18 protein-coding genes are annotated in these 17627 nt (G+C 63.9%); 9 read left to right on the top strand and 9 right to left on the bottom strand.

The features are described from left to right. The first annotated feature begins 95 nt into the window (after positions 1–95). The 4 genes from BLS26_RS18185 (at position 96) to BLS26_RS18170 (ending at position 4559) form a co-directional block, all read left to right on the top strand. Positions 96–989, top strand: coding sequence for an AraC family transcriptional regulator (locus tag BLS26_RS18185; RefSeq protein ID WP_092513361.1), 894 nt, complete (start codon positions 96–98; stop codon positions 987–989). A gap of 68 nt (positions 990–1057) precedes the next feature. Then, the gene (locus tag BLS26_RS18180; protein WP_092518208.1) at positions 1058–1870 is read left to right on the top strand and encodes an amidohydrolase family protein; all 813 of its coding nucleotides are present in this window, start codon (positions 1058–1060) and stop codon (positions 1868–1870) included. A gap of 39 nt (positions 1871–1909) precedes the next feature. After that, a complete protein-coding gene (locus BLS26_RS18175; protein WP_092513359.1) occupies positions 1910–2707 on the top strand; it encodes an enoyl-CoA hydratase/isomerase family protein in 798 nt (265 codons plus the stop codon). Between the two features lie 157 nt (positions 2708–2864). After that, entirely contained in the window at positions 2865–4559 is a 1695-nt protein-coding gene (locus BLS26_RS18170; RefSeq protein ID WP_092513357.1) for an AMP-binding protein, read from the top strand. A gap of 70 nt (positions 4560–4629) precedes the next feature. On the opposite strand, the gene BLS26_RS18165 is transcribed toward BLS26_RS18170, so the two are convergent. Further along, positions 4630–5346, bottom strand: coding sequence for a dihydrofolate reductase family protein (locus tag BLS26_RS18165; protein ID WP_092513355.1), 717 nt, complete (start codon positions 5344–5346; stop codon positions 4630–4632). 364 nt (positions 5347–5710) lie between these two features. On the opposite strand from BLS26_RS18165, the gene BLS26_RS18160 reads away from it, so the two are divergent. Both BLS26_RS18160 and BLS26_RS36785 read left to right on the top strand, forming a co-directional pair. Beyond that, positions 5711–6544 carry an FkbM family methyltransferase gene (locus BLS26_RS18160; protein ID WP_092513353.1) on the top strand — a complete coding sequence of 278 codons (834 nt, stop codon included), beginning with the start codon at positions 5711–5713 and terminating at the stop codon, positions 6542–6544. 125 nt (positions 6545–6669) lie between these two features. Next, positions 6670–6912, top strand: a complete 243-nt coding sequence (locus BLS26_RS36785; RefSeq protein WP_092518206.1) for a hypothetical protein — start codon at positions 6670–6672, stop codon at positions 6910–6912. Between the two features lie 280 nt (positions 6913–7192). Here BLS26_RS36785 and BLS26_RS36780 read toward each other — a convergent pair whose 3' ends face one another. Continuing rightward, on the bottom strand, positions 7193–7477 hold the full coding sequence (locus tag BLS26_RS36780) for a hypothetical protein (RefSeq protein WP_244541615.1): 285 nt from the start codon (positions 7475–7477) through the stop codon (positions 7193–7195). Positions 7478–7500: 23 nt separating this feature from the next. Here BLS26_RS36780 and BLS26_RS18150 point away from each other — a divergent pair, with 23 nt between their 5' ends. After that, the gene (locus tag BLS26_RS18150; protein ID WP_244541614.1) at positions 7501–9036 is read left to right on the top strand and encodes an OmpA family protein; all 1536 of its coding nucleotides are present in this window, start codon (positions 7501–7503) and stop codon (positions 9034–9036) included. A 242-nt stretch (positions 9037–9278) separates the two neighbouring features. Here the strand turns inward: BLS26_RS18150 and argG are convergent, their stop codons facing one another. From argG to BLS26_RS18115, 7 genes are all read right to left on the bottom strand, one after another. Then, positions 9279–10616 (bottom strand): argininosuccinate synthase, encoded by a 1338-nt coding sequence (gene argG, locus BLS26_RS18145; protein WP_092513349.1) that lies wholly within the window; start codon positions 10614–10616, stop codon positions 9279–9281. A gap of 76 nt (positions 10617–10692) precedes the next feature. Then, the gene (locus BLS26_RS18140; protein ID WP_092513347.1) at positions 10693–11454 is read right to left on the bottom strand and encodes a phosphatase PAP2 family protein; all 762 of its coding nucleotides are present in this window, start codon (positions 11452–11454) and stop codon (positions 10693–10695) included. 39 nt (positions 11455–11493) lie between these two features. After that, positions 11494–11985, bottom strand: a complete 492-nt coding sequence (locus BLS26_RS36775) for a hypothetical protein (RefSeq protein ID WP_092513345.1) — start codon at positions 11983–11985, stop codon at positions 11494–11496. A 151-nt stretch (positions 11986–12136) separates the two neighbouring features. Further along, positions 12137–13363 (bottom strand): 23S rRNA (adenine(2503)-C(2))-methyltransferase RlmN, encoded by a 1227-nt coding sequence (gene rlmN, locus BLS26_RS18130; protein WP_092513343.1) that lies wholly within the window; start codon positions 13361–13363, stop codon positions 12137–12139. A gap of 141 nt (positions 13364–13504) precedes the next feature. Further along, positions 13505–14113, bottom strand: coding sequence for an invasion associated locus B family protein (locus tag BLS26_RS18125; protein WP_172804800.1), 609 nt, complete (start codon positions 14111–14113; stop codon positions 13505–13507). Between the two features lie 212 nt (positions 14114–14325). After that, positions 14326–15165, bottom strand: a complete 840-nt coding sequence (locus BLS26_RS18120) for an SDR family oxidoreductase (protein ID WP_092513339.1) — start codon at positions 15163–15165, stop codon at positions 14326–14328. Between the two features lie 4 nt (positions 15166–15169). Next, positions 15170–15394 (bottom strand): hypothetical protein, encoded by a 225-nt coding sequence (locus tag BLS26_RS18115; RefSeq protein WP_092513337.1) that lies wholly within the window; start codon positions 15392–15394, stop codon positions 15170–15172. On the opposite strand from BLS26_RS18115, the gene BLS26_RS18110 reads away from it, so the two are divergent. Both BLS26_RS18110 and BLS26_RS18105 read left to right on the top strand, forming a co-directional pair. Then, positions 15393–16367, top strand: coding sequence for an NADPH:quinone oxidoreductase family protein (locus tag BLS26_RS18110; RefSeq protein ID WP_092513335.1), 975 nt, complete (start codon positions 15393–15395; stop codon positions 16365–16367). The genes BLS26_RS18115 and BLS26_RS18110 overlap by 2 nt on opposite strands. A gap of 329 nt (positions 16368–16696) precedes the next feature. After that, positions 16697–17608 carry a hypothetical protein gene (locus BLS26_RS18105; RefSeq protein WP_092513333.1) on the top strand — a complete coding sequence of 304 codons (912 nt, stop codon included), beginning with the start codon at positions 16697–16699 and terminating at the stop codon, positions 17606–17608. Positions 17609–17627 lie beyond the last annotated feature (19 nt).

Raw genomic sequence — 17627 nt, 5'->3', positions numbered from 1 at the left:
GCACGACTGAACTGCTACGCTTGTCTTCGGTCGACTGGCAGCGGATAAGATACGTGATTGCAGGGGTACAATCCTGAATTCTGCAAGGGGTGAATTTGCCGGCAAAAGATCGACATCGGGCGGCCTCCGGCCCAACCGAGAAGGCAGAAGACAGCGAGGGCGTCTTCGCTCGCCCATCTTTTTATGCCGAGTTCGCCCCTCTGGCGGATCATGGCGGATTCGTGGATTCGATCTACGTCCTGAAGGACCGCGGAAGGCTGACGGAGAGCCGGCTCACTTTCGCTTCTCCGCTGAAGGAGCTTACTTTCATATTTCGCGAGGCCGCACCTGGCGGCCGAGTGGTCTTCAACGAGCCAAACGGTGTTCATCGAAGGAAAAGCGGCGCTTTCTTCGGCTGGATTGTCGGCGTCAAGTTCAAGTCGACCTGGCCAAATTCGGCGAGTGCCGACGATCCTGCGGTCATCGCATGCCGCGATCTGTTGGCTTGCGTCATCCAGAGGAGCCCATCGCAGCTTGATATCCTCGCTCCGCTGGACCGGGCCTTGTTCGCTTTATCCCGGCAGGCCGGGCACCGATCGGAGACGAGCGCCGGGCACTTCGATGCCGAGCACTTCGACACCAAGCACGACCGCGTCGACAACCTGGCGCATCAAATCGGTAGATCGGTGCGCACGATTCACAGACGAATGAGAACGTCGACCGGCTTTCCGCCGAAGCGTTTTCTGGCCATGCAGCGGTTTCGCCGGTCGGTGTTTGAAATCGCGGCGGGGGAAGCCGGTCTGTCTGCGGCCGCCGGCGATCTGGGATTTTCCGACCAGGCTCATCTGACCAGGGAGTTTCGGCGGCACGCCGGCGTCACCCCTGGCGCATTCCGAAAGGCCTGGCGCGGACCTCACGCGCAGGCTGTCCGATTTCTTCAAGACGCTGACCGGTCCACGCGCCTAATGATGGCGGTGTGGCCACGAGAGACCACGACCAAAGCCGGTTGAGCAGCTTCGCCTTTCGCGTCGACGGGTCGCAGGTGTCAGCCTCGATCGTCAGACGCGAGCACCGCAAAATGATCATCGACGCCTGGATGCAGCACCCGAACCCCGCCTGGATCGGGAATCCAATGTTCGAGTCGTTGCGGCGCTGGAGACCGGGCAAGTGGTCGGAAACGGCGCCTCCAATAGAAGACACGCTTGCCGAGATGGACCGCGCGGGCGTCGCCGTCGGCATGCTCTGCGGCTGGCACGGCCCGAGCGGCCCGATGATCAGCAACGACGAGGTCGCCCAGCACTGTCGGGCTTATCCCGATCGTTTCATCGGGATCGCATCGGTCGATCTGTTCCGCCCGATGGATGCGGTGCGGGAGTTGAGGCTGCGGGTGAAGAGGGACGGCTTCAAGGGACTGCGCGTTCTGCCCTGGGTGTGGGGGCTGCCGCCGGACGATCGCCGGTACTATCCGCTGTTCGCGGAGTGCTGCGAGCTCGACATCCCGTTCTGCACGCAGGTCGGACACGCGGGGCCGCTGCGCGAATCCGAACCGGGGCGCCCCATTCCTTATCTCGATCGCGTCGCGCTCGAATTTCCGGAACTTCGCATTCTCGGCGGCCATATCGGCGTGCCGTGGCTCGACGAAATGTTGTCACTCGTCATGAAGTACCCGAACGTCTTCATCGATACGTCCGCCTACAAGGTCAGCCGCTACCCGTCCGATCTCGTCGAGTACATGCGCGGCAACAAGAGGCATCGGGTTCTCTTCGGATCCAACCATCCCTTCTGGCCTGCGGGCGAATGTATCGCCGGCCTCGATGGCCTGAATCTCGGCGTCGAAGCCCGATCGGCGTTCCTGACGGACAACGCACGGCGTCTGTTCAAACTCGCCTGAACTTCCGTGACCCGAGACCCCTGAACCGAAGGATGACCGATGCCCTGGACCATTGAACGCAAGCACCCGCACGTGGCCGTGGTGACGATGAACACCAACAAGGTCAACGCGCAGAATCCGGCTTTCTTCGCCGATCTTCACGCGGCGTTCGATCGCCTGGAATCCGAGTTCGACGATTGCGCCGTGGTTCTTACCGGATCGGGCGCGGTGTTCACGGCGGGCCTCGACTTCGATCATCATTTCCCGATGTTCGCGCGTCGATCGATCAAGGAAATCGACGCCTGGTTCGACGAATATCGCGCGACCAACCTGCGTCTGTTCACGTATCCGAGGCCCACCGTCGCGGCGATCAACGGCCACGCCTATGCCGGGGGATTCATCACCGCGATTGATTGCGATCACCGGATCGCCTGCGAAGGCCCGCTGCAGTTCTCGTTGAACGAGGTGCCGATCGGGATTCCAATGCCCGCCGTTTACTGCGAGATCATCAAGCACGCGATAGGTCCGCGCTCGGCGTTCGAGATGACGCTGTTTGGTCAGATCTACGATCTGGCGGCCGCGACCCGCCTGGGCATCGTCCAGCAGACAGTTGCACCGGACAAATTGCTGGAGACCGCCGTCGCCTGGGCGGCGCTGGTACCGCCGGATTGCCATGCGGCCTACGCCTTCGCGAAACGAGCGCTTCAGGCGACCACCATGGCGGCTATCGATGACGCCGCACGCCTTGATCGAGATTGGCTGTCGCGCGGCATGTCCGATCTCGGAAGCATCCGCGCTCACACACGGCGCTACAAGGAACTAAAAGGTAAGGACGTCACCTGGCCCTTGCCGACCTGACGGCGTCCCCCGCTCCATTTCTGGCTCAAAAGCCGACTTCGAGCTCGTCCCATTGGGGAGAACGCCGGCGCGGGCATGAAGCCGCAGATCCATATGCAAATGCCAACGCTTCCGGCTAACATCCGGGCAAAAGCGCCGCGACGCAGGGAGAGCAGACATGATCGAGAATGCGGACAGCTATGTTTGCGGTGTCGCCGATGCGCCGCTGCTGGGCATCACCATTGGCCGAAGTCTTGATCAGGCGGCCGGGCTCTGGGCCGATCGTGAGGCGCTGGTTTCGCCGAGCCATGGCGTCAGATGGACTTGGAAGGAACTGGCCGAGCGAGTCGATGCGCTCGCGGCCGGTTTTCTCGCCCTTGGCCTCGAACGCGGCGCGCGCATCGGGGTGTGGTCGCTCAACCGTCCTGAATGGACGTTGACGCAGTTTGCCGCGGCCAAGGCCGGGCTCATCCTCGTCACCATCAATCCCGCCTACCGCCTGAGCGAACTTGAATTCGCGCTTGCCAAGGTCGGATGCGCCGCGCTCGTTACGGCCACCGAATTCAAGACCTCCAACTACATGGAGATGCTGAACACGCTGATGCCCGAGCTAAACAAGGCACGACCGGGTGATCTGCGCGCCGCGCGGTTGCCGCAGCTCCGCGCGGTGATCCAGATCGGAGCGCCGGCTTGCCCTGGCGCGATACCGTTTGAAGAAATAGCCCGCATGGGTGGACCGCGCCACCGCAGCGCGCTTGCGACGCTGACAGCTACCTTGCAGTTCGACGACCCCGTCAACATCCAGTTCACCAGCGGCACGACAGGATCGCCCAAGGGCGTCACGCTGACGCACCACAATATCCTCAACAACGGCTATTTCCTCGGCCGCACCATGCGGCTGACGGAACAAGATCGTATTTGCATCCCGGTGCCGCTCTATCACTGCTTCGGCATGGTGATCGGTAACCTGGCTTCGCTCACCTCGGGCGCAACCATGATCTATCCCGGCGAAGGCTTTGATCCTCTGGTGACGCTGCAGACGGTGGAGCGGGAGAAATGCACAGCGCTTTACGGTGTTCCGACCATGTTCATCGCCGAACTCGACCACCCCGACTTTGCCAAATTCGATCTGTCATCGCTGCGCACTGGCATGATGGCCGGCGCGCCTTGCCCGATCGAGGTGATGCGGCGCGTCAACAGTCTGATGAATATGCGTGAGGTGACCATTGGCTATGGCATGACCGAGACGAGCCCAGCCAGCTTCCAAAGTGCCACCGATGATCCGTTGGAGCGCCGGGTCTCGACCGTCGGACGCGTTCATCCACATGTCGAGGTCAAGATCGTCGACCTTGAGGGCCGCATCGTGCCGCGCGGCGAACCCGGCGAATTGTGCACCCGCGGCTACTGCGTGATGCTGGGCTATTGGGACGAACCTGAAAAGACTGACGAGGTCCTCGACGCCAAGGGTTGGATGCACACAGGTGACATCGCCGTGATCGATAACGAAGGCTACTGCAACATCGTTGGCCGTATCAAGGACATGGTGATCCGCGGCGGCGAGAACCTGTATCCGCGCGAGATCGAGGAATTTCTCTACCGCCACCCCAAGATTCAGGACGTGCAGATTTTTGGGGTCGCCGATGATCGCAACGGCGAAGAACTCTGCGCCTGGATCAGGCCGCGTTCCGGCGAGACGCTGACACCAGAGGAGGTCCGCAGCTTCTGCGAGGGCCAGATCGCCCACAACAAGATCCCGCGCTACATCGAATTCGTCGATGAGTTTCCCATGACGGTCACCGGCAAGATCCAAAAATTCGTGATGCGCGAAGCGGTCGAGGCGCGGCTTGGACTTAAGGCGGCGAAAACAGCGTGAAAGCTCTTTTGCTGCACAAAAGACCCGCCGACTGGGAAGCGCAAGCACGGGAGCGTGTATCGTGCCCGCCCTACCCGGGCGCACGCTCCACCTTGTGACGCAGCCAGACCATTCCGCCCTCCAGCATTTCGCAGTGCGTGAGCCGCAACGACTGGCCGGCGCCGGGGCGGTCGCCTTCCGGGCCGGTGTAGTCGACGATGCTCTGCGTGCCGGCCACCCCGTCGACGGCCGGGTAGATCAGCGTGCTGAACTCGTCGATGAGATGGTGTTTGAGGAAGGCGCCATTGATCCTGCCGCCGCCTTCGAGAAGCAGTTTTTTGGCGCCGAAAACCGAGCCCAGTTGCGCCATCGCCCCGGACAGGTCATCGCCTGTTTTGCCGGCGAAGACATAGGAAACACCATCTTCGCGAAGTTCGGCGAGATAGGCATCGGAAACCTGTTCGCCGAGCACCGCAACGACGTGGTCGCCGCCGACATTGTCCTTGCCGTAATGAGCACGGCCCGACGGGTCGATCCCGACGGCGAGCTTGCGGCCGTCGGGTTTGGCGATATGTGCTTGGCGTGGCAGCTTCGGTGCTGCGGCCATGCTGCGTTCGGTTCCCTTGGCCATTTCACTCATGGTCTTGCGGCCGACGATCCATCCATCGGCCTCGAAGTTGTCATGCACCTTTTCGTAATGGCTGCGCAGAACGTCCTGCGAAATGCCTTCGGCTGCCCGCGTAAAGCGGCTGGGATGCAGCCGTCCATCGATTGACGTGCCCATGTGACAGATGATGTAAGGTCGCATACGCTTCTCACCGGGTTGGGGACTGGTTACCGTCCTTGTATTGTGCGTCCACCAAATTTTCCATCGCTATACGCCAACGTCATTGCCTGCAACAAACGCGAAGCGTTTGTGCAAGGGAGCGAAGCGACGACTTGTCCGCCGAAGCTCAACGAGCAAAGGCGGAAGCAATCCATTCTTTCTTGATCGCGCAAGATGGATTGCTTCGCGGAGCCTGTCACCGGGCGCGCATTCGCGCGACCCGTTGGCTCGCAATGACGTGGTTGGGCCGCGGCGTATCGGCCCCTGCGTTCGCAGGGACGACGATGTCGTTGGAGTCGCGCCCAAAACGGGCTATGCAAACCCTGTTTTCACCGAGGACGACAGCTTGAAGCCCGACAATGACCCTTCGCCCGCGCCGTTCGGCGCGTTTGCCCCGACTGCCGCGCAGGGCGCCATCATCCGGTTGGCGCATCGCTCGCGGCTGAAGCGCGGCGCGTTTCGTCCATGGCTGTCGCGGCTGGTCAACCTGCTGCGCGCGGGTCCTGTGGATGTCGCCTACCAGGGCGCGGCGTTCCGCTTTTATCACCAGGCCAGCGCCACCGAACGCGGCGCGCTGTTCAATCCCGATTACAATATCGAGGAACTGGATTTTCTGCGCGCCCATGTGCCTGCCGACGGCGTGTTCGTCGACGTCGGCGCCAATGTCGGCACCTATGCGATGGTGCTGGCGCGCCATGTCGGACCGGCCGGCAAGGTGATCGCGATCGAGCCGTATCCCGTGACCCACGCGCGGCTGGCCTTCAACAATTCAGCGTCCGGTTATACGCAGGTCCAACTGGTGGCCGCGGCCGCGGCCGCAACCGACGGCGAACTGATGATCGAACCCGATGGCGACAATCTCGGCGCCAGCCATATCGTGACAGGTGAAGTTTCGAGCAAGGCGATCAAGGTGCCGTCGCTGCGGCTGCAGCGCATTCTCGAGGACGCCGGCGTCGCACGCGTCGACGCCCTGAAGATCGACATCGAAGGATTCGAGGACCGCGCGCTGATTCCCTTCTTCCAGGACGCCCCGCCAACGCTGTGGCCCCGCGCGGTGGTGATCGAGCATCTATCAAAGAACGAGTGGCTTGAGGACTGCATCGCCGACATGCGCGCCCGCGGCTATGCGGAGACCGGCAAGACCCGCAGCAACACGCTGCTGGTTCTGGGTTCCAGATAATTGCGTGACCCGGAAAAGTGGGCAGCGGTTTTCCTCGGGACAAACGCAAAGCGTTTGCCCGGAGGTCATGCACACAGGGCCATTGTGTCGCACGGAACATAGCTGCATCTACGACGTTGTCCGCGATGCCGATCGAACCTCCCGAAATTCCACCGGCAACGCCGGGACATCCAACCGAACCACCGCAAGAGGCACCTCCGGGCAATCCGCGTCCGGAGATACCGCCGCCGATGCACGAGCCGGGCGCGCCGCCGCAGCCGCAGGAGCTACCGGGCAAGATGCCTGACGAACTTCCGCTGCGTGGACCGGATGGACCTCGCACGCCGAATCCGGCTACTGATCTCTACAGCAACATGGGCCGCACCTGATGGGGGCGGCCTGAATGAGCAATGAATAATGATGCATGTAACCTGTTGCTTCGACGAAATATATCGCGTCCGAGTTTCATACCCCGCCACAATCCGGCCTAACGATTAGCTGTTGATCGACCAGCCGAAACCTTCGGCAAAGGCCAATCCATTGCTTCCAAGAACCTTCCGGGACCTAGAGACATCATGACAAATCTTCGCATCCTGCTGCTGGCCACCACTGCTCTGACGGTAGCTCAGCTCGCGACTTCCGCATCGCATGCGCAAACTGCACCGCTCGTCATGGCGCAAGCCAGGGAAGAGCTTGGCCCCGATGGAAAGCCGAAAGGGCCGCCACCGAAGGGCCCGCCGCCCGCCGCAGTACCGCATCCCGCACCGCCGCCGCCGCCGGCTGCTGCACCGCGTCCCGCACCACCGCCGCCGCCTCCCCCGGCTGCAGCGCCGCGTCCCGCTCCGCCGCCACCACCGCCGCCTCCGCATGCGCCACCCCCGCCGCCGCCCCCGCCTCCGCATGTGGCACCGGCACCGGCACCCCATGTGGCACCGCCACCACCGCCGCCACCACCCCCGCCTCCGCCGCAGAAGCCTGTGGCGCCTGTCGCGCCGAAGCAGCCCGAGACGCCAGCTACGCCTGCACCGCGGATTGAACGGCTCGAAAAGGGTGCTCCGGTGTCTCCGGGCGGCCGGGAACAGCTTCAGCAGAAGCCCGGTGGCGCTGCGTCGCCGCAACCGGCTGCGCCGCCGCCTCCGCCGCCTCCTCCTCCTTCCGGCGCCAAGCAGGCACCTGCGACGATTCCGCAAACGGCGCCGCCGACAACCACGCCTCCGACGTCTACCCCTCCTGCGGGCACGAGCCCGACGGGGGCGCCGCCGCCGCGTGGTCCCGGCGGACCTGGTGGACCTGGTCAGCAGGGACAGGGACGTCCCGGCGGGCCGCCTCCGGGCACCACCGCACCGGGTGCTATCCCGGGAACCGCACCTGCGGCCGGGGCACCAGCCGCAGGCGTTCCCGCGGCACCCACCGCTGTGCCGGCCGGGCCGAACTCCGCGCCACCTCCCGGTCGGACGCAGAACGCGCCGCCGACGGTCACTCCGGCGTTCCAGCGCGCCCCGCAGATCACCGCGCCGCTGCCGGCCATACCGCGCCCCGCGGTTGCCCTGGCGCCGATCGCGGCGGGTGCGGTCATGCAGGGACCGCGCAACCTCAGTGACTTCCGCGGTCAGCGCCGCGAAGTCCAGGAGGGCGGCCGCACCGTCATCACCGAGCCGGGCCGGATCATCATCCGCGACCCGGGCGGACAGGAATATGTCCGTCACGACGAGATGGATCGCTTCCAGTACGGTGCGCGTGACATCCGGACCGAGGTGATCGGCGGCGAAACCCGCACGGTCGTGATCCGTCCGGACGGCTCGGAGGTCATCACGGTGATCGGCCCCGACGGCCAGTTGCTGCGGCGGATTCGCCGCGACGATCGCGGTCGCGAGATCATCATCATCGACAACAGCTACCGCGATCCGCGCGCGGTCGGCGGCTTCTATGTCGACCTGCCGCCGCCGGTGGTCCGCATCCCTTATGATCGATACATCGTCGATTCCGAGGAAGCGCCGCCCGAGCTGATCTACGACACCATGGAGGCACCGCCGGTGGACCGGATCGAGCGGCGTTATTCGCTCGACGAAATCCGCTACAGCCCGAACGTGCGCCAGTTGATGCCGAGCATCGACGTCAACACCATCAACTTCGCGACCGGATCGTGGGAAATTCCTCCCGACCAGGCCTCGAAGCTGCAGGCGATCGCCGATGGCCTCAACCGGGCGATCCAGCGCAACCCGCGCGAGGTGTTCCTGATCGAGGGCCACACCGACGCGGTCGGCAGCGACACCGACAACCTGTCGCTGTCGGACCGCCGCGCCGAATCCGCCGCGACGTTGCTGACGCAGCAGTTCGGGGTGCCCGCCGAAAACCTGACCTCGCAGGGCTACGGCAAGCAGTACCTGAAGGAGCAGACCGACGGGCCGAGCGCCATCAACCGGCGCGTCACCGTCCGCCGCATCACGCCGCTGCTCAATGGCGGCCAGGCGTCGCTGCCGCCGCCCCCGCCCGGCGTCGCGCCGCCGCGGTAACGCGAGCACGTCGTCATCAAATGAAATGGCCGGGAGCAATCCCGGCCATTGTCGTATGTCTAATCCGTCATTCCGGGGCGATGCGGAGCATCGAACCCGGAATCTCGAGATTCCGGGTTCGCTTCGCGCCCCGGAATGACAGCAGAAGACAATATGGATTGCTTCCGCCTTCGCTCTTCGAGCTACGGCGGACAAGTCGTCGCTTACGCTCCTCGCAATGACGTGGGTAGAGCCCCCGCGCCTCAGTCCTTGTCGCTGCCAAGTCTGAAGATGTCCGCGCCCTCGCCGCTCGATAGCAGGCCGTTGTCGGCGTAAAGATTGAGCTTGGTCCGGGTATCGGCGATATCCAGGTTGCGCATCGTCAGTTGCCCGATGCGGTCGGCCGGCGTGAACGGCGCGTCCTCGACCTTCTCCATGCTCAGCCGCTCCGGCGCGTAGGTCAGGTTCGGGCTCTCGGTGTTCAGGATCGAGTAGTCGTTGCCGCGGCGCAGTTCGAGCGCCACCTCGCCGGTGACGGCACGCGCCACCCAGCGCTGCGCGGTTTCGCGCAGCATCAGCGCCTGCGAATCGAACCACCGTCCCTGGTACAGCAGCCGGCCGAGGCGCATGCCGCTGATGCGGTATTGCTCGATAGTATCCTCGTTGTGGATGCCGGTGACCAGGCGCTCATAAGCGATGTGCAGCAGCGCCATGCCGGGCGCTTCGTAGATGCCGCGGCTCTTGGCCTCGATGATCCGGTTCTCGATCTGGTCGCTCATGCCAAGGCCATGCCGGCCGCCGATGGCGTTGGCCTCGAGGAACAGCGCGACCGGATCGGCAAACGTCTTGCCGTTCAGCGCCACCGGCTGACCTTCCGCGAACCGCACGGTGACCTTCTCGGCCTTGACGGCGCAGTCGTCGCGCCAGAACGGCACGCCCATGATCGGATTGACGATCTTGATGCCGCTGTCGAGCTGCTCGAGATCCTTGGCCTCGTGGGTGGCGCCGAGGATGTTGCTGTCGGTCGAATAGGCCTTCTCGGCGCTCATCTTGTAACCGAAGCCATGCGCGGTCATGAACGCCGACATTTCGGCGCGGCCGCCGAGTTCGTCGATGAACTGCTGGTCGAGCCAGGGCTTGTAGATGCGGAGATTCGGGTTGGTCAGCAGGCCGTAACGGTAGAAGCGCTCGATGTCGTTGCCCTTGAAGGTCGAGCCGTCGCCCCAGATGTTGACGCCGTCCTCCTTCATCGCCGCCACCAGCATCGTGCCGGTCACGGCGCGGCCGAGCGGCGTGGTGTTGAAATAGGTGATGCCGCCGGTCGAGATATGGAAGGCGCCGGACTGGATCGCGGCGATGCCTTCGTGGACCAGTTGGGTGCGGCAATCGACCAGCCGGGCTTTCTCGGCGCCGTACTCCATCGCCTTGCGCGGAATCTCGTTGTAGTCGGCCTCGTCGGGCTGGCCGAGGTTGGCGGTGTAGGCGAAGGTCCGCGCGCCCTTCTGCTTCATCCACAACAGCGCCGCGCTGGTATCGAGCCCGCCCGAGAAGGCGATGCCGACTTTCTCGCCCTTGGGCAGGCTCTTCAAAATCGTGCTCATAAACCTTCCAATCGCTCGAAATGTCTTGTGACGTTGAGGGCGCGAATAGCAAATTTCGCAGCCAGGGGCACGCGTTTTAAGGGACGGCGCGGCCGCGCCAGCGCTGCCACAGGCGATAGCCGGGGCTGCCCAGCCGCGCCAGCGCGGCCTCGATCTGCGCATCCGACAGCCGGGTCGACGGCCAGCGGTAGATCCAGGCATAGGCCAGCCAGATCACCAGAAAGCTGACCAGCCCGGCGGCCGCGACATCGGTGAAGAAATGCCCGCCGAACGCCATCCGCAGCACGCTGGTGGTGATCCCGAACAGGGTCGCCGCTGCATAGGCCAGCGGCCGCCACGCCGGCGGCGTCAGCACCGCAGGCGCAAAGGTCCAGAACGCGGTGGCGCCCTCGCCGGAGAAAAACGAGCAGTTGCGCTCGCATTCGCCGCGCGGGTCCCACCACGGCACGAATTGCCAGGGCCCGTCGAACTGCGTCACCATCACCGGCCGCGGCCGGCCCCAATGGCTCTTGAAGGTGAGATTAGTGAGGACGACGGCGGACAGAAGTATCGTGACCAGCAAAAACACCGCCGCGCGGCCGGGGATCAGCATCGGCCGGTCCGGCCGCAGCAGCTTGGCGACGATGGCAACCAGCGCCGGCAGCGCCAGCGCCCACGCCACCCACATCGCACCGTCGCGCGCCCATGCGGCCACGGCATCGGCCTTTGCCGGGAACGATTTGGTGGCGGGATCGTAGAACAGCGCCGCCAGCTTCAGATCGAGTTCGGGAAAAATCCCGAACAGCAATCCGATGACCAGCGCGAGGCCGAGCGCGATGAGAAGTCCGGTCCGGTTCATGGCGCGGGGTTTAGCCGAGGCGGTTGGCGTTGGAAAGCATCACGGCTGCGGCCTCGACTGCGACGGCAGTGGCGGCGGAGGCCGCAACGGGCGCGGCGGTTCGCGCCAGGCGCCCGCACTGCGGCCGGCGATCATCCAGTAGACAAGGCCGGCGACGATGCCCGCGCCGGTCATGATTTCGAGGTGACGACGCACGATGCCATCGAACTGCATCGTCTGCGTATCGAACGGAACCAGTCCGAGATAGCAGGCCGCGCCGACGATCGCGCCGCCAACCGCGTAAGTGAGCACGCTCCGGATATAAAATGCCTCGGTGATCAGAACCACGATCAGCGCCGGCAACAGCGCAAAGCCCGAGATAAAGATGAAGCCAAAGCCGAGCACGACGTTGATCGCGCTCTGATCGATCTCACGGACGCCGAGATCGCTGAATTCCGGATACAGCACCGCAACGACCACGATCGCCCCGGCTGCGAAGCACGCCAGCAGGAAAGCAAAGAACACGACAAAGAGGCGGCCGATCAGCGCCATGACTGCACACCGTCATTGCGAGCCAACGGGTCGGCGCAAAGCGCCGCCCGATGACAGGCTCCGCGAAGCAATCCACAGGCTCCGATCGAGCCTCTGGATTGCTTCGTCGCTACGCTCCTCGCAATGACGGCTGAAACAAGACTCGCCATCTTCAGTCCGTCATCGCCATGGCGCGCAGCGCATCGCGCTCGCGCACGGACAATTTTTCGGTCTCCGACTTCAACTGGCCGCAGGCGGCGAGGATGTCGCGGCCGCGCGGGGTACGTACCGGCGAGGAGTAGCCGGCGTTGAAAATATACTCGGAGAATTTTTCGATCTGCTCCCAGTCCGAGCATTCGTAGCGCGTGCCTGGCCACGGATTGAACGGAATCAGATTGATCTTGGCGTGAATGCCCTTCAGCAGCTTCACCAGCAGCTTGGCGTCATCCAGGGAATCGTTGACGCCCTTCAGCATCACATATTCGAAGGTGATGCGCCGCGCATTCGACGAGCCCGGATAGTCGCGGCAGGCCTGCAGCAATTCGGCAATCGGATATTTGCGATTGAGCGGCACCAGTTCGTTGCGCAGTTCGTCGCGCACCGCATGCAGCGAAATCGCCAGCATGACGCCGATCTCGTCGCCGGTGCGGATGATGTTGGGCACCACGCCCGAGGTCGACAGCGTGATGCGACGGCGGGAAATGCCGATGCCCTCGTTGTCGGCAACGATCAAGAGCGCGTCGCGCACCGCGTCGAAATTGTACAGCGGCTCGCCCATGCCCATCATGACGACATTGGTGACGCGGCGGCTGCCGGTCGGGGTCTCGCGATCGGCCCAATCGTCGAGGCGGTCGCGCGCCACCATGATCTGGCCGACGATTTCACCCGCGGTGAGATTGCGCACCAGCCGCTGCGTGCCGGTGTGGCAGAACGAGCAATTCAGCGTGCAGCCAACCTGCGAGGAGACGCACAGCGTGCCGCGGTCGGTTTCGGGGATGTAGACGCATTCGACTTCATGCGCCTTCTGCAGATCGTCGCCGCTCGGCAGCCGCAGCAGCCATTTTCGGGTGCCGTCGTTGGAAATCTGCTCGGCGACCACTTCGGGACGCGCGACGGTGAAATGCTGCACGAGCTGCGCGCGCATTTCCTTGGAAATGCTGGTCATCTCGTCGAACTCTTTGGCGCCGCGGACATACATCCAGTGCCAGAGCTGCTGCGTGCGCATCTTGCGCTGGCCGGCCGCAACCCCGATCTCGCCCAACCGGTCCGCGATCTCGGCGCGCGACAGGCCGATCAGCGACGGCTTGGCCGGCGGCACATAGGTTTCGAGCGGCAATTTTTCCAAAGGTGCGGTTGCCCCGGAAGGGGCCGCGGTCTTGCTGGTCACGGTGTCGGTCATGGCCCATCAAATAGGCTTTCCGGCGCCCGCTGGAAAGCCACCAAATGCGTCAGTTTGGGCCTAAAAAGCCGCTAATCCTGCTTGTCTTGCTTGGAGCATGATCTTTTCGGAAAGCCGGGGACCACTTTTCCGGATCATGCTCTAACGCCGGCAATCCTGCGCCAGCCGGTCGAGCGCCTGGGCCAGACCCTTCAGCGAGAAGGTGTCGGTGGTCTCGGTGCCCTTGGCGGAGACGCCCTTGACGGTGGCGTCGGCGGATTTGCGCATGGCCTCGACCATCCGCTCTTCCTCGGCGGCGTTCTTGATCCAGAGCCCGTCGCCCTGGGTGTACATCGCGTACGACGCGCCACCGACCTCGAGCGAGGATTCCGAGCCCGGCTTCAGCGCGTAGCCGATCATGATCGAGACTTCGTTGACGACCTTCTCCGCCGGGCGCGTCGAGACGAACGCGTAGGCCGGATCGCGCGGACGGTTCGGAGGATTGGTCTTCGAGGAAGCCGGCTTGGCCAATGCGAAGCAGACCTTCCTGCCGTTCGGCATCGCGGTGTAGGCGCCCCAGGTGCCGAATTGACCGATCAGGTTCGGCTCTGCGCCGCCCGCCGCAGCGGTTGCGGCCGGGTCCGGCTTGGCCGCGGGCTTTGCGGCAGCCGCAGGTTTGGCCGCATCCTTGGCGCCCTTCGGCGCAGCCGTTTGCGCGTGCGCGAAGGATGTCACCCCGCACAACGCAACAACAGCAACCAGAGATGTCAGCTTTCCCCGCACGGACGACTGATTCCCTTATCATTGTGACTGGAAGATGGCCCGACGACACAACGAGTCGTCGGGCATGGATAGCCGGGAAATGCTTTTTTGGAAAGGCAGTTACGCCTTTGCCCACCGCTGAGCCTGCGTTCCGGTGCAAGTCTTGTTAGCAGACTCTTTACGCGATCTTCGAGTCTCACCCTTGCGAGTCCAGCTCCTGCCTAGCTCTTGGCGCGACCTTCGCGCTGCTTCTCCCACTGCGCTTCGGTCCATTGCAGCAGATCCTCCGCTCCGGAACTGCGCAGATGCGAGCCGCCGTCCTGCACCACCATCTCGCCATTGATGTAGCCGGCCTGGTCCGAAATCAGGAAACTCGCGAGATTGGCGAGCTCGCTGTGTTCGCCGGCGCGGCCGAGCGGATTGCGATGCGCCCAGCTTTCGTCGCGGCCCTCGGGCCGCAACTGGCCGGAAGCGCCGGGGGTCGGAAACGCGCCGGGCGCGATTGCGACCAAACGAACGCCCTTCGGGCCCCATTCCACCGCAAGGCTCTTGGTCATCGCCAGTACGGCGGTCTTGGCCATCGCCGAGGGCACCGTGAAGGCGCGTCCGGTGATGGTCGAGGTCGAGAGAATGCTCAGCACCACGCCCTTGTGCTTGCCGTCGATCCAGCGCTTGCCGGCGGCGAGCGTGCAATACATCGTGCCATGGAGCGTCGGCGCCAGGATCGCATCCGCGGCGCGGAACGACAGATGTTCGGTCTGCGCGATGAAGGTCGCGGCGGCGTTGTTGACCAGCACGTCGATCGGCGCTTCGCCCCAGACCGAATCCATCATGGCCTCGACCGCGGCGCCATCGCGGATATCGCATCTCGCCACCGAGACCTTGCCGCCCATTTCGCTGCGCATCTGCGCGGCGGTCGCCTCCAGCAATTCGAGCCGGCGGCCGCAAACGATCAGCTCGGCACCGAGTTCGACGAAGCGGCGTCCCATCGCGGCCCCGAGCCCGGAGCCGCCGCCGGTCACCAAGATCCGCTTTCCCGCCAGCAGGCCTTTTTCAAACATTGTTTCACTCCCCTTTAGCCCGGTTTTTCTCACTCCCCGTCATTGCGAGGAGCGTGAGCGACGAAGCAATCAAGTCCTCGGTCGCAGCTCTGGATTGCTTCGCTTCGCTCGCAATGACGGCGGATAGGCCGGCATGCGACCTAAGCACCGAATCGGATTGTAGCCCGGCTTCAAATCCGGCAAGAAGCATCCAGCCTTCCTTGTGCGTCCGAAAATCAGGTGTGTCCATGAAAGCCATTCTCTGCTCGCAATATTGCCAACCCGACGATCTCGTGCTGGCCGACGTGCCCGATCCCGTCGCCGAGCCGGGCCAGGCCGTGATCGCGATCAAATCCGCGGCGCTGAATTTCTTCGACATCCTGATGATCCAGGGCAAATACCAGATCAAGCCGCCGTTCCCGTTCTCGCCGGCCGCCGAGGTTGCGGGCGTGATCGAAAGCGTCGGCGCCGGCGTCACCGACCTGAAGGTCGGAGATCGCGTGGTGGCTTCTTGCGGTCACAACGGCGCGCGCGAAAAGATCGCGCTGCCGGCGAATACGATCGTGAAGATTCCGGACAATCTGGATTTCGATCGCGCCGCCGGAATCATCATCATCTACGGCACCGCGCTGCATGCGCTGGAAGATCGCGCCAGCCCGAAGCCCGGCGAGACGCTGGCGGTGCTGGGCGCGGCCGGCGGCACCGGCCTTGCCGCCTGCGAACTCGGCAAACTGATGGGCCTGAAGGTGATCGCCTGCGCATCTTCGGATGAGAAGCTTGAATTCGCCAAGGCCCACGGCGCCGAACTGACGCTGAACTACGCCAAGGAAGATCTGAAGGAAGGCCTGAAGCGGCTGACCGGCGGCAAGGGCGTCGACATCATTTTCGATCCGGTCGGCGGCAGCTATGCCGAAGCCGCGTTGCGCGCCATCGCGTGGGAGGGACGCTTCCTGGTGATCGGCTTTGCCGCCGGCGACATTCCAAAGATGCCGCTCAATCTGGCGCTGCTCAAGGGCTGCGATATCCGCGGCGTATTCTGGGGCGCATGGACCCGGCTCAATCCGGAACAGAACCGCGCCAATCTGGAGAAGCTCGTGAAGTGGACCGCGGAAGGCAAGATCTCCTCGCATGTCGACCGCACCTTCCCGCTGGCGCAAACCGCCGAGGCGCTGAAAGTGCTCGCCGGCCGCCAGGCGATGGGCAAGGTGATCCTGCATCCCTGAGACGCGGGCGCCTCGCCGGCGACAACAACTCGCTACCGACGGCGGCCAATGCTCGGCCGCCGTATCACTTCGGGACAGACGCGTCACTTCGGGACAGACGCGCGCAATTTGAGATAATTAGTTGCTAAGTAATCCGCATTTTAAATCTATGAATTAGGCGATTACGCCTCAATCAAACCAAAATATCTCCCAATTCGCGCCGGTCGGCGTCGTTTTTTGAACCCATTCGGCGTGCGATTTAGCGACGAGTTAAAGGGTTGCCGCGCGCCAACAATAAAACAACCAGATGCGGGGTACCCACAGTTGCGTTTGTAGGTGGGAGCATCACCATGGTGGAGCGTACAAGGCAGGTTCATTCGAGCGATCCGTACGACAGGTTCGACGAAGCCATCAGCGATTCCCGGTTGTATGAGACGCATCCCCCCGGTCGCGCCGTCGCACTGCCTTATGAAGCGCCGGACGAATTGCAGGAAGATGCGCTGGGCTACGAGCCGGTCCCGCTGTTCCTATCCAACTATGACGATGACGAAGAACCCAAACACCGGTTTGGCAGCGGCGGCGAGCGGAACATCAGCCGCGCACTGCTTTGGTCGCGAATTCTCAAGGGCGGCATCGCCGCAGCAACCGCCGCCGGCATCGCGCTCGCGATCATGTCGATGGACAATCCGCTTTCGGTATTCGCCAACGCGAAGGCCTCGCTCGCCGGCGAAACACCCGGTCAGCTCAGCGCGACGGAGCCGGCGCTGCCGCCGCAAAGCGTCGCCGCACGGCCAACCGATTCCGAGCCGGCGCCAGACACTGCAACGCCCCGCCGGATTCAGCCCGCCGGCCTGACGTCGGTGTCGCCGTCGCGCGACGAGATCGCAGCCGCCTATCAGGGCGCTATCAAGAACAAGGTTGTGGCGATCGAACCGGCAACACAAGCAGCCCCGGTAGAGGCGGCTCCGCCGCCGTCGGCAAGACGTATCGCCCCGGATGAACTCGCGGCGCTGCTGAAGCGGGCAAAGGGATTGCTCGCGATCGGTGACATCACCTCCGCCCGGCTGTTGCTCGAGCGGGCGGCGGATGCGCAGGAAGCCGAAGCGGCCCTGATGCTGGCGGGGACCTATGACCCGCAGGTGCTCGGCACCCAGGACATGCGCAGCGTCACACCCGATCCCGCTGCGGCACGGCTTTGGTACCAGAAGGCGGCCCAGCTCGGTTCAGTCGACGCCAAGCGCCGGCTCCAGACTCAGAACTAGGCTTCACTCAAAGACAGGC

It is taken from the genome of Afipia sp. GAS231 (assembly GCF_900103365.1).
Taxonomy (GTDB): Bacteria; Pseudomonadota; Alphaproteobacteria; order Rhizobiales; family Xanthobacteraceae; genus Bradyrhizobium.
The sequence above is the reverse complement of the archived record's forward strand: the minus strand, read 5'-3'. Positions and strand labels throughout refer to the sequence as shown.

What these genes read in the sequence shown, in the direction of transcription:
- BLS26_RS18175 (WP_092513359.1), top strand. Translation starts at nt 1,910, where the DNA reads ATGCCCTGGACCATTGAACGCAAGCACCCGCACGTGGCCGTGGTGACG.
- argG (WP_092513349.1), bottom strand. Translation starts at nt 10,616, where the DNA reads ATGAGCACGATTTTGAAGAGCCTGCCCAAGGGCGAGAAAGTCGGCATC.
- BLS26_RS18140 (WP_092513347.1), bottom strand. Translation starts at nt 11,454, where the DNA reads ATGAACCGGACCGGACTTCTCATCGCGCTCGGCCTCGCGCTGGTCATC.
- BLS26_RS36775 (WP_092513345.1), bottom strand. Translation starts at nt 11,985, where the DNA reads ATGGCGCTGATCGGCCGCCTCTTTGTCGTGTTCTTTGCTTTCCTGCTG.
- BLS26_RS36785 (WP_092518206.1), top strand. Translation starts at nt 6,670, where the DNA reads ATGCCGATCGAACCTCCCGAAATTCCACCGGCAACGCCGGGACATCCA.
- BLS26_RS18120 (WP_092513339.1), bottom strand. Translation starts at nt 15,165, where the DNA reads ATGTTTGAAAAAGGCCTGCTGGCGGGAAAGCGGATCTTGGTGACCGGC.
- rlmN (WP_092513343.1), bottom strand. Translation starts at nt 13,363, where the DNA reads ATGACCGACACCGTGACCAGCAAGACCGCGGCCCCTTCCGGGGCAACC.
- BLS26_RS18115 (WP_092513337.1), bottom strand. Translation starts at nt 15,394, where the DNA reads ATGGACACACCTGATTTTCGGACGCACAAGGAAGGCTGGATGCTTCTT.
- BLS26_RS18165 (WP_092513355.1), bottom strand. Translation starts at nt 5,346, where the DNA reads ATGCGACCTTACATCATCTGTCACATGGGCACGTCAATCGATGGACGG.
- BLS26_RS18105 (WP_092513333.1), top strand. Translation starts at nt 16,697, where the DNA reads ATGGTGGAGCGTACAAGGCAGGTTCATTCGAGCGATCCGTACGACAGG.
- BLS26_RS18170 (WP_092513357.1), top strand. Translation starts at nt 2,865, where the DNA reads ATGATCGAGAATGCGGACAGCTATGTTTGCGGTGTCGCCGATGCGCCG.
- BLS26_RS18180 (WP_092518208.1), top strand. Translation starts at nt 1,058, where the DNA reads ATGATCATCGACGCCTGGATGCAGCACCCGAACCCCGCCTGGATCGGG.
- BLS26_RS18110 (WP_092513335.1), top strand. Translation starts at nt 15,393, where the DNA reads ATGAAAGCCATTCTCTGCTCGCAATATTGCCAACCCGACGATCTCGTG.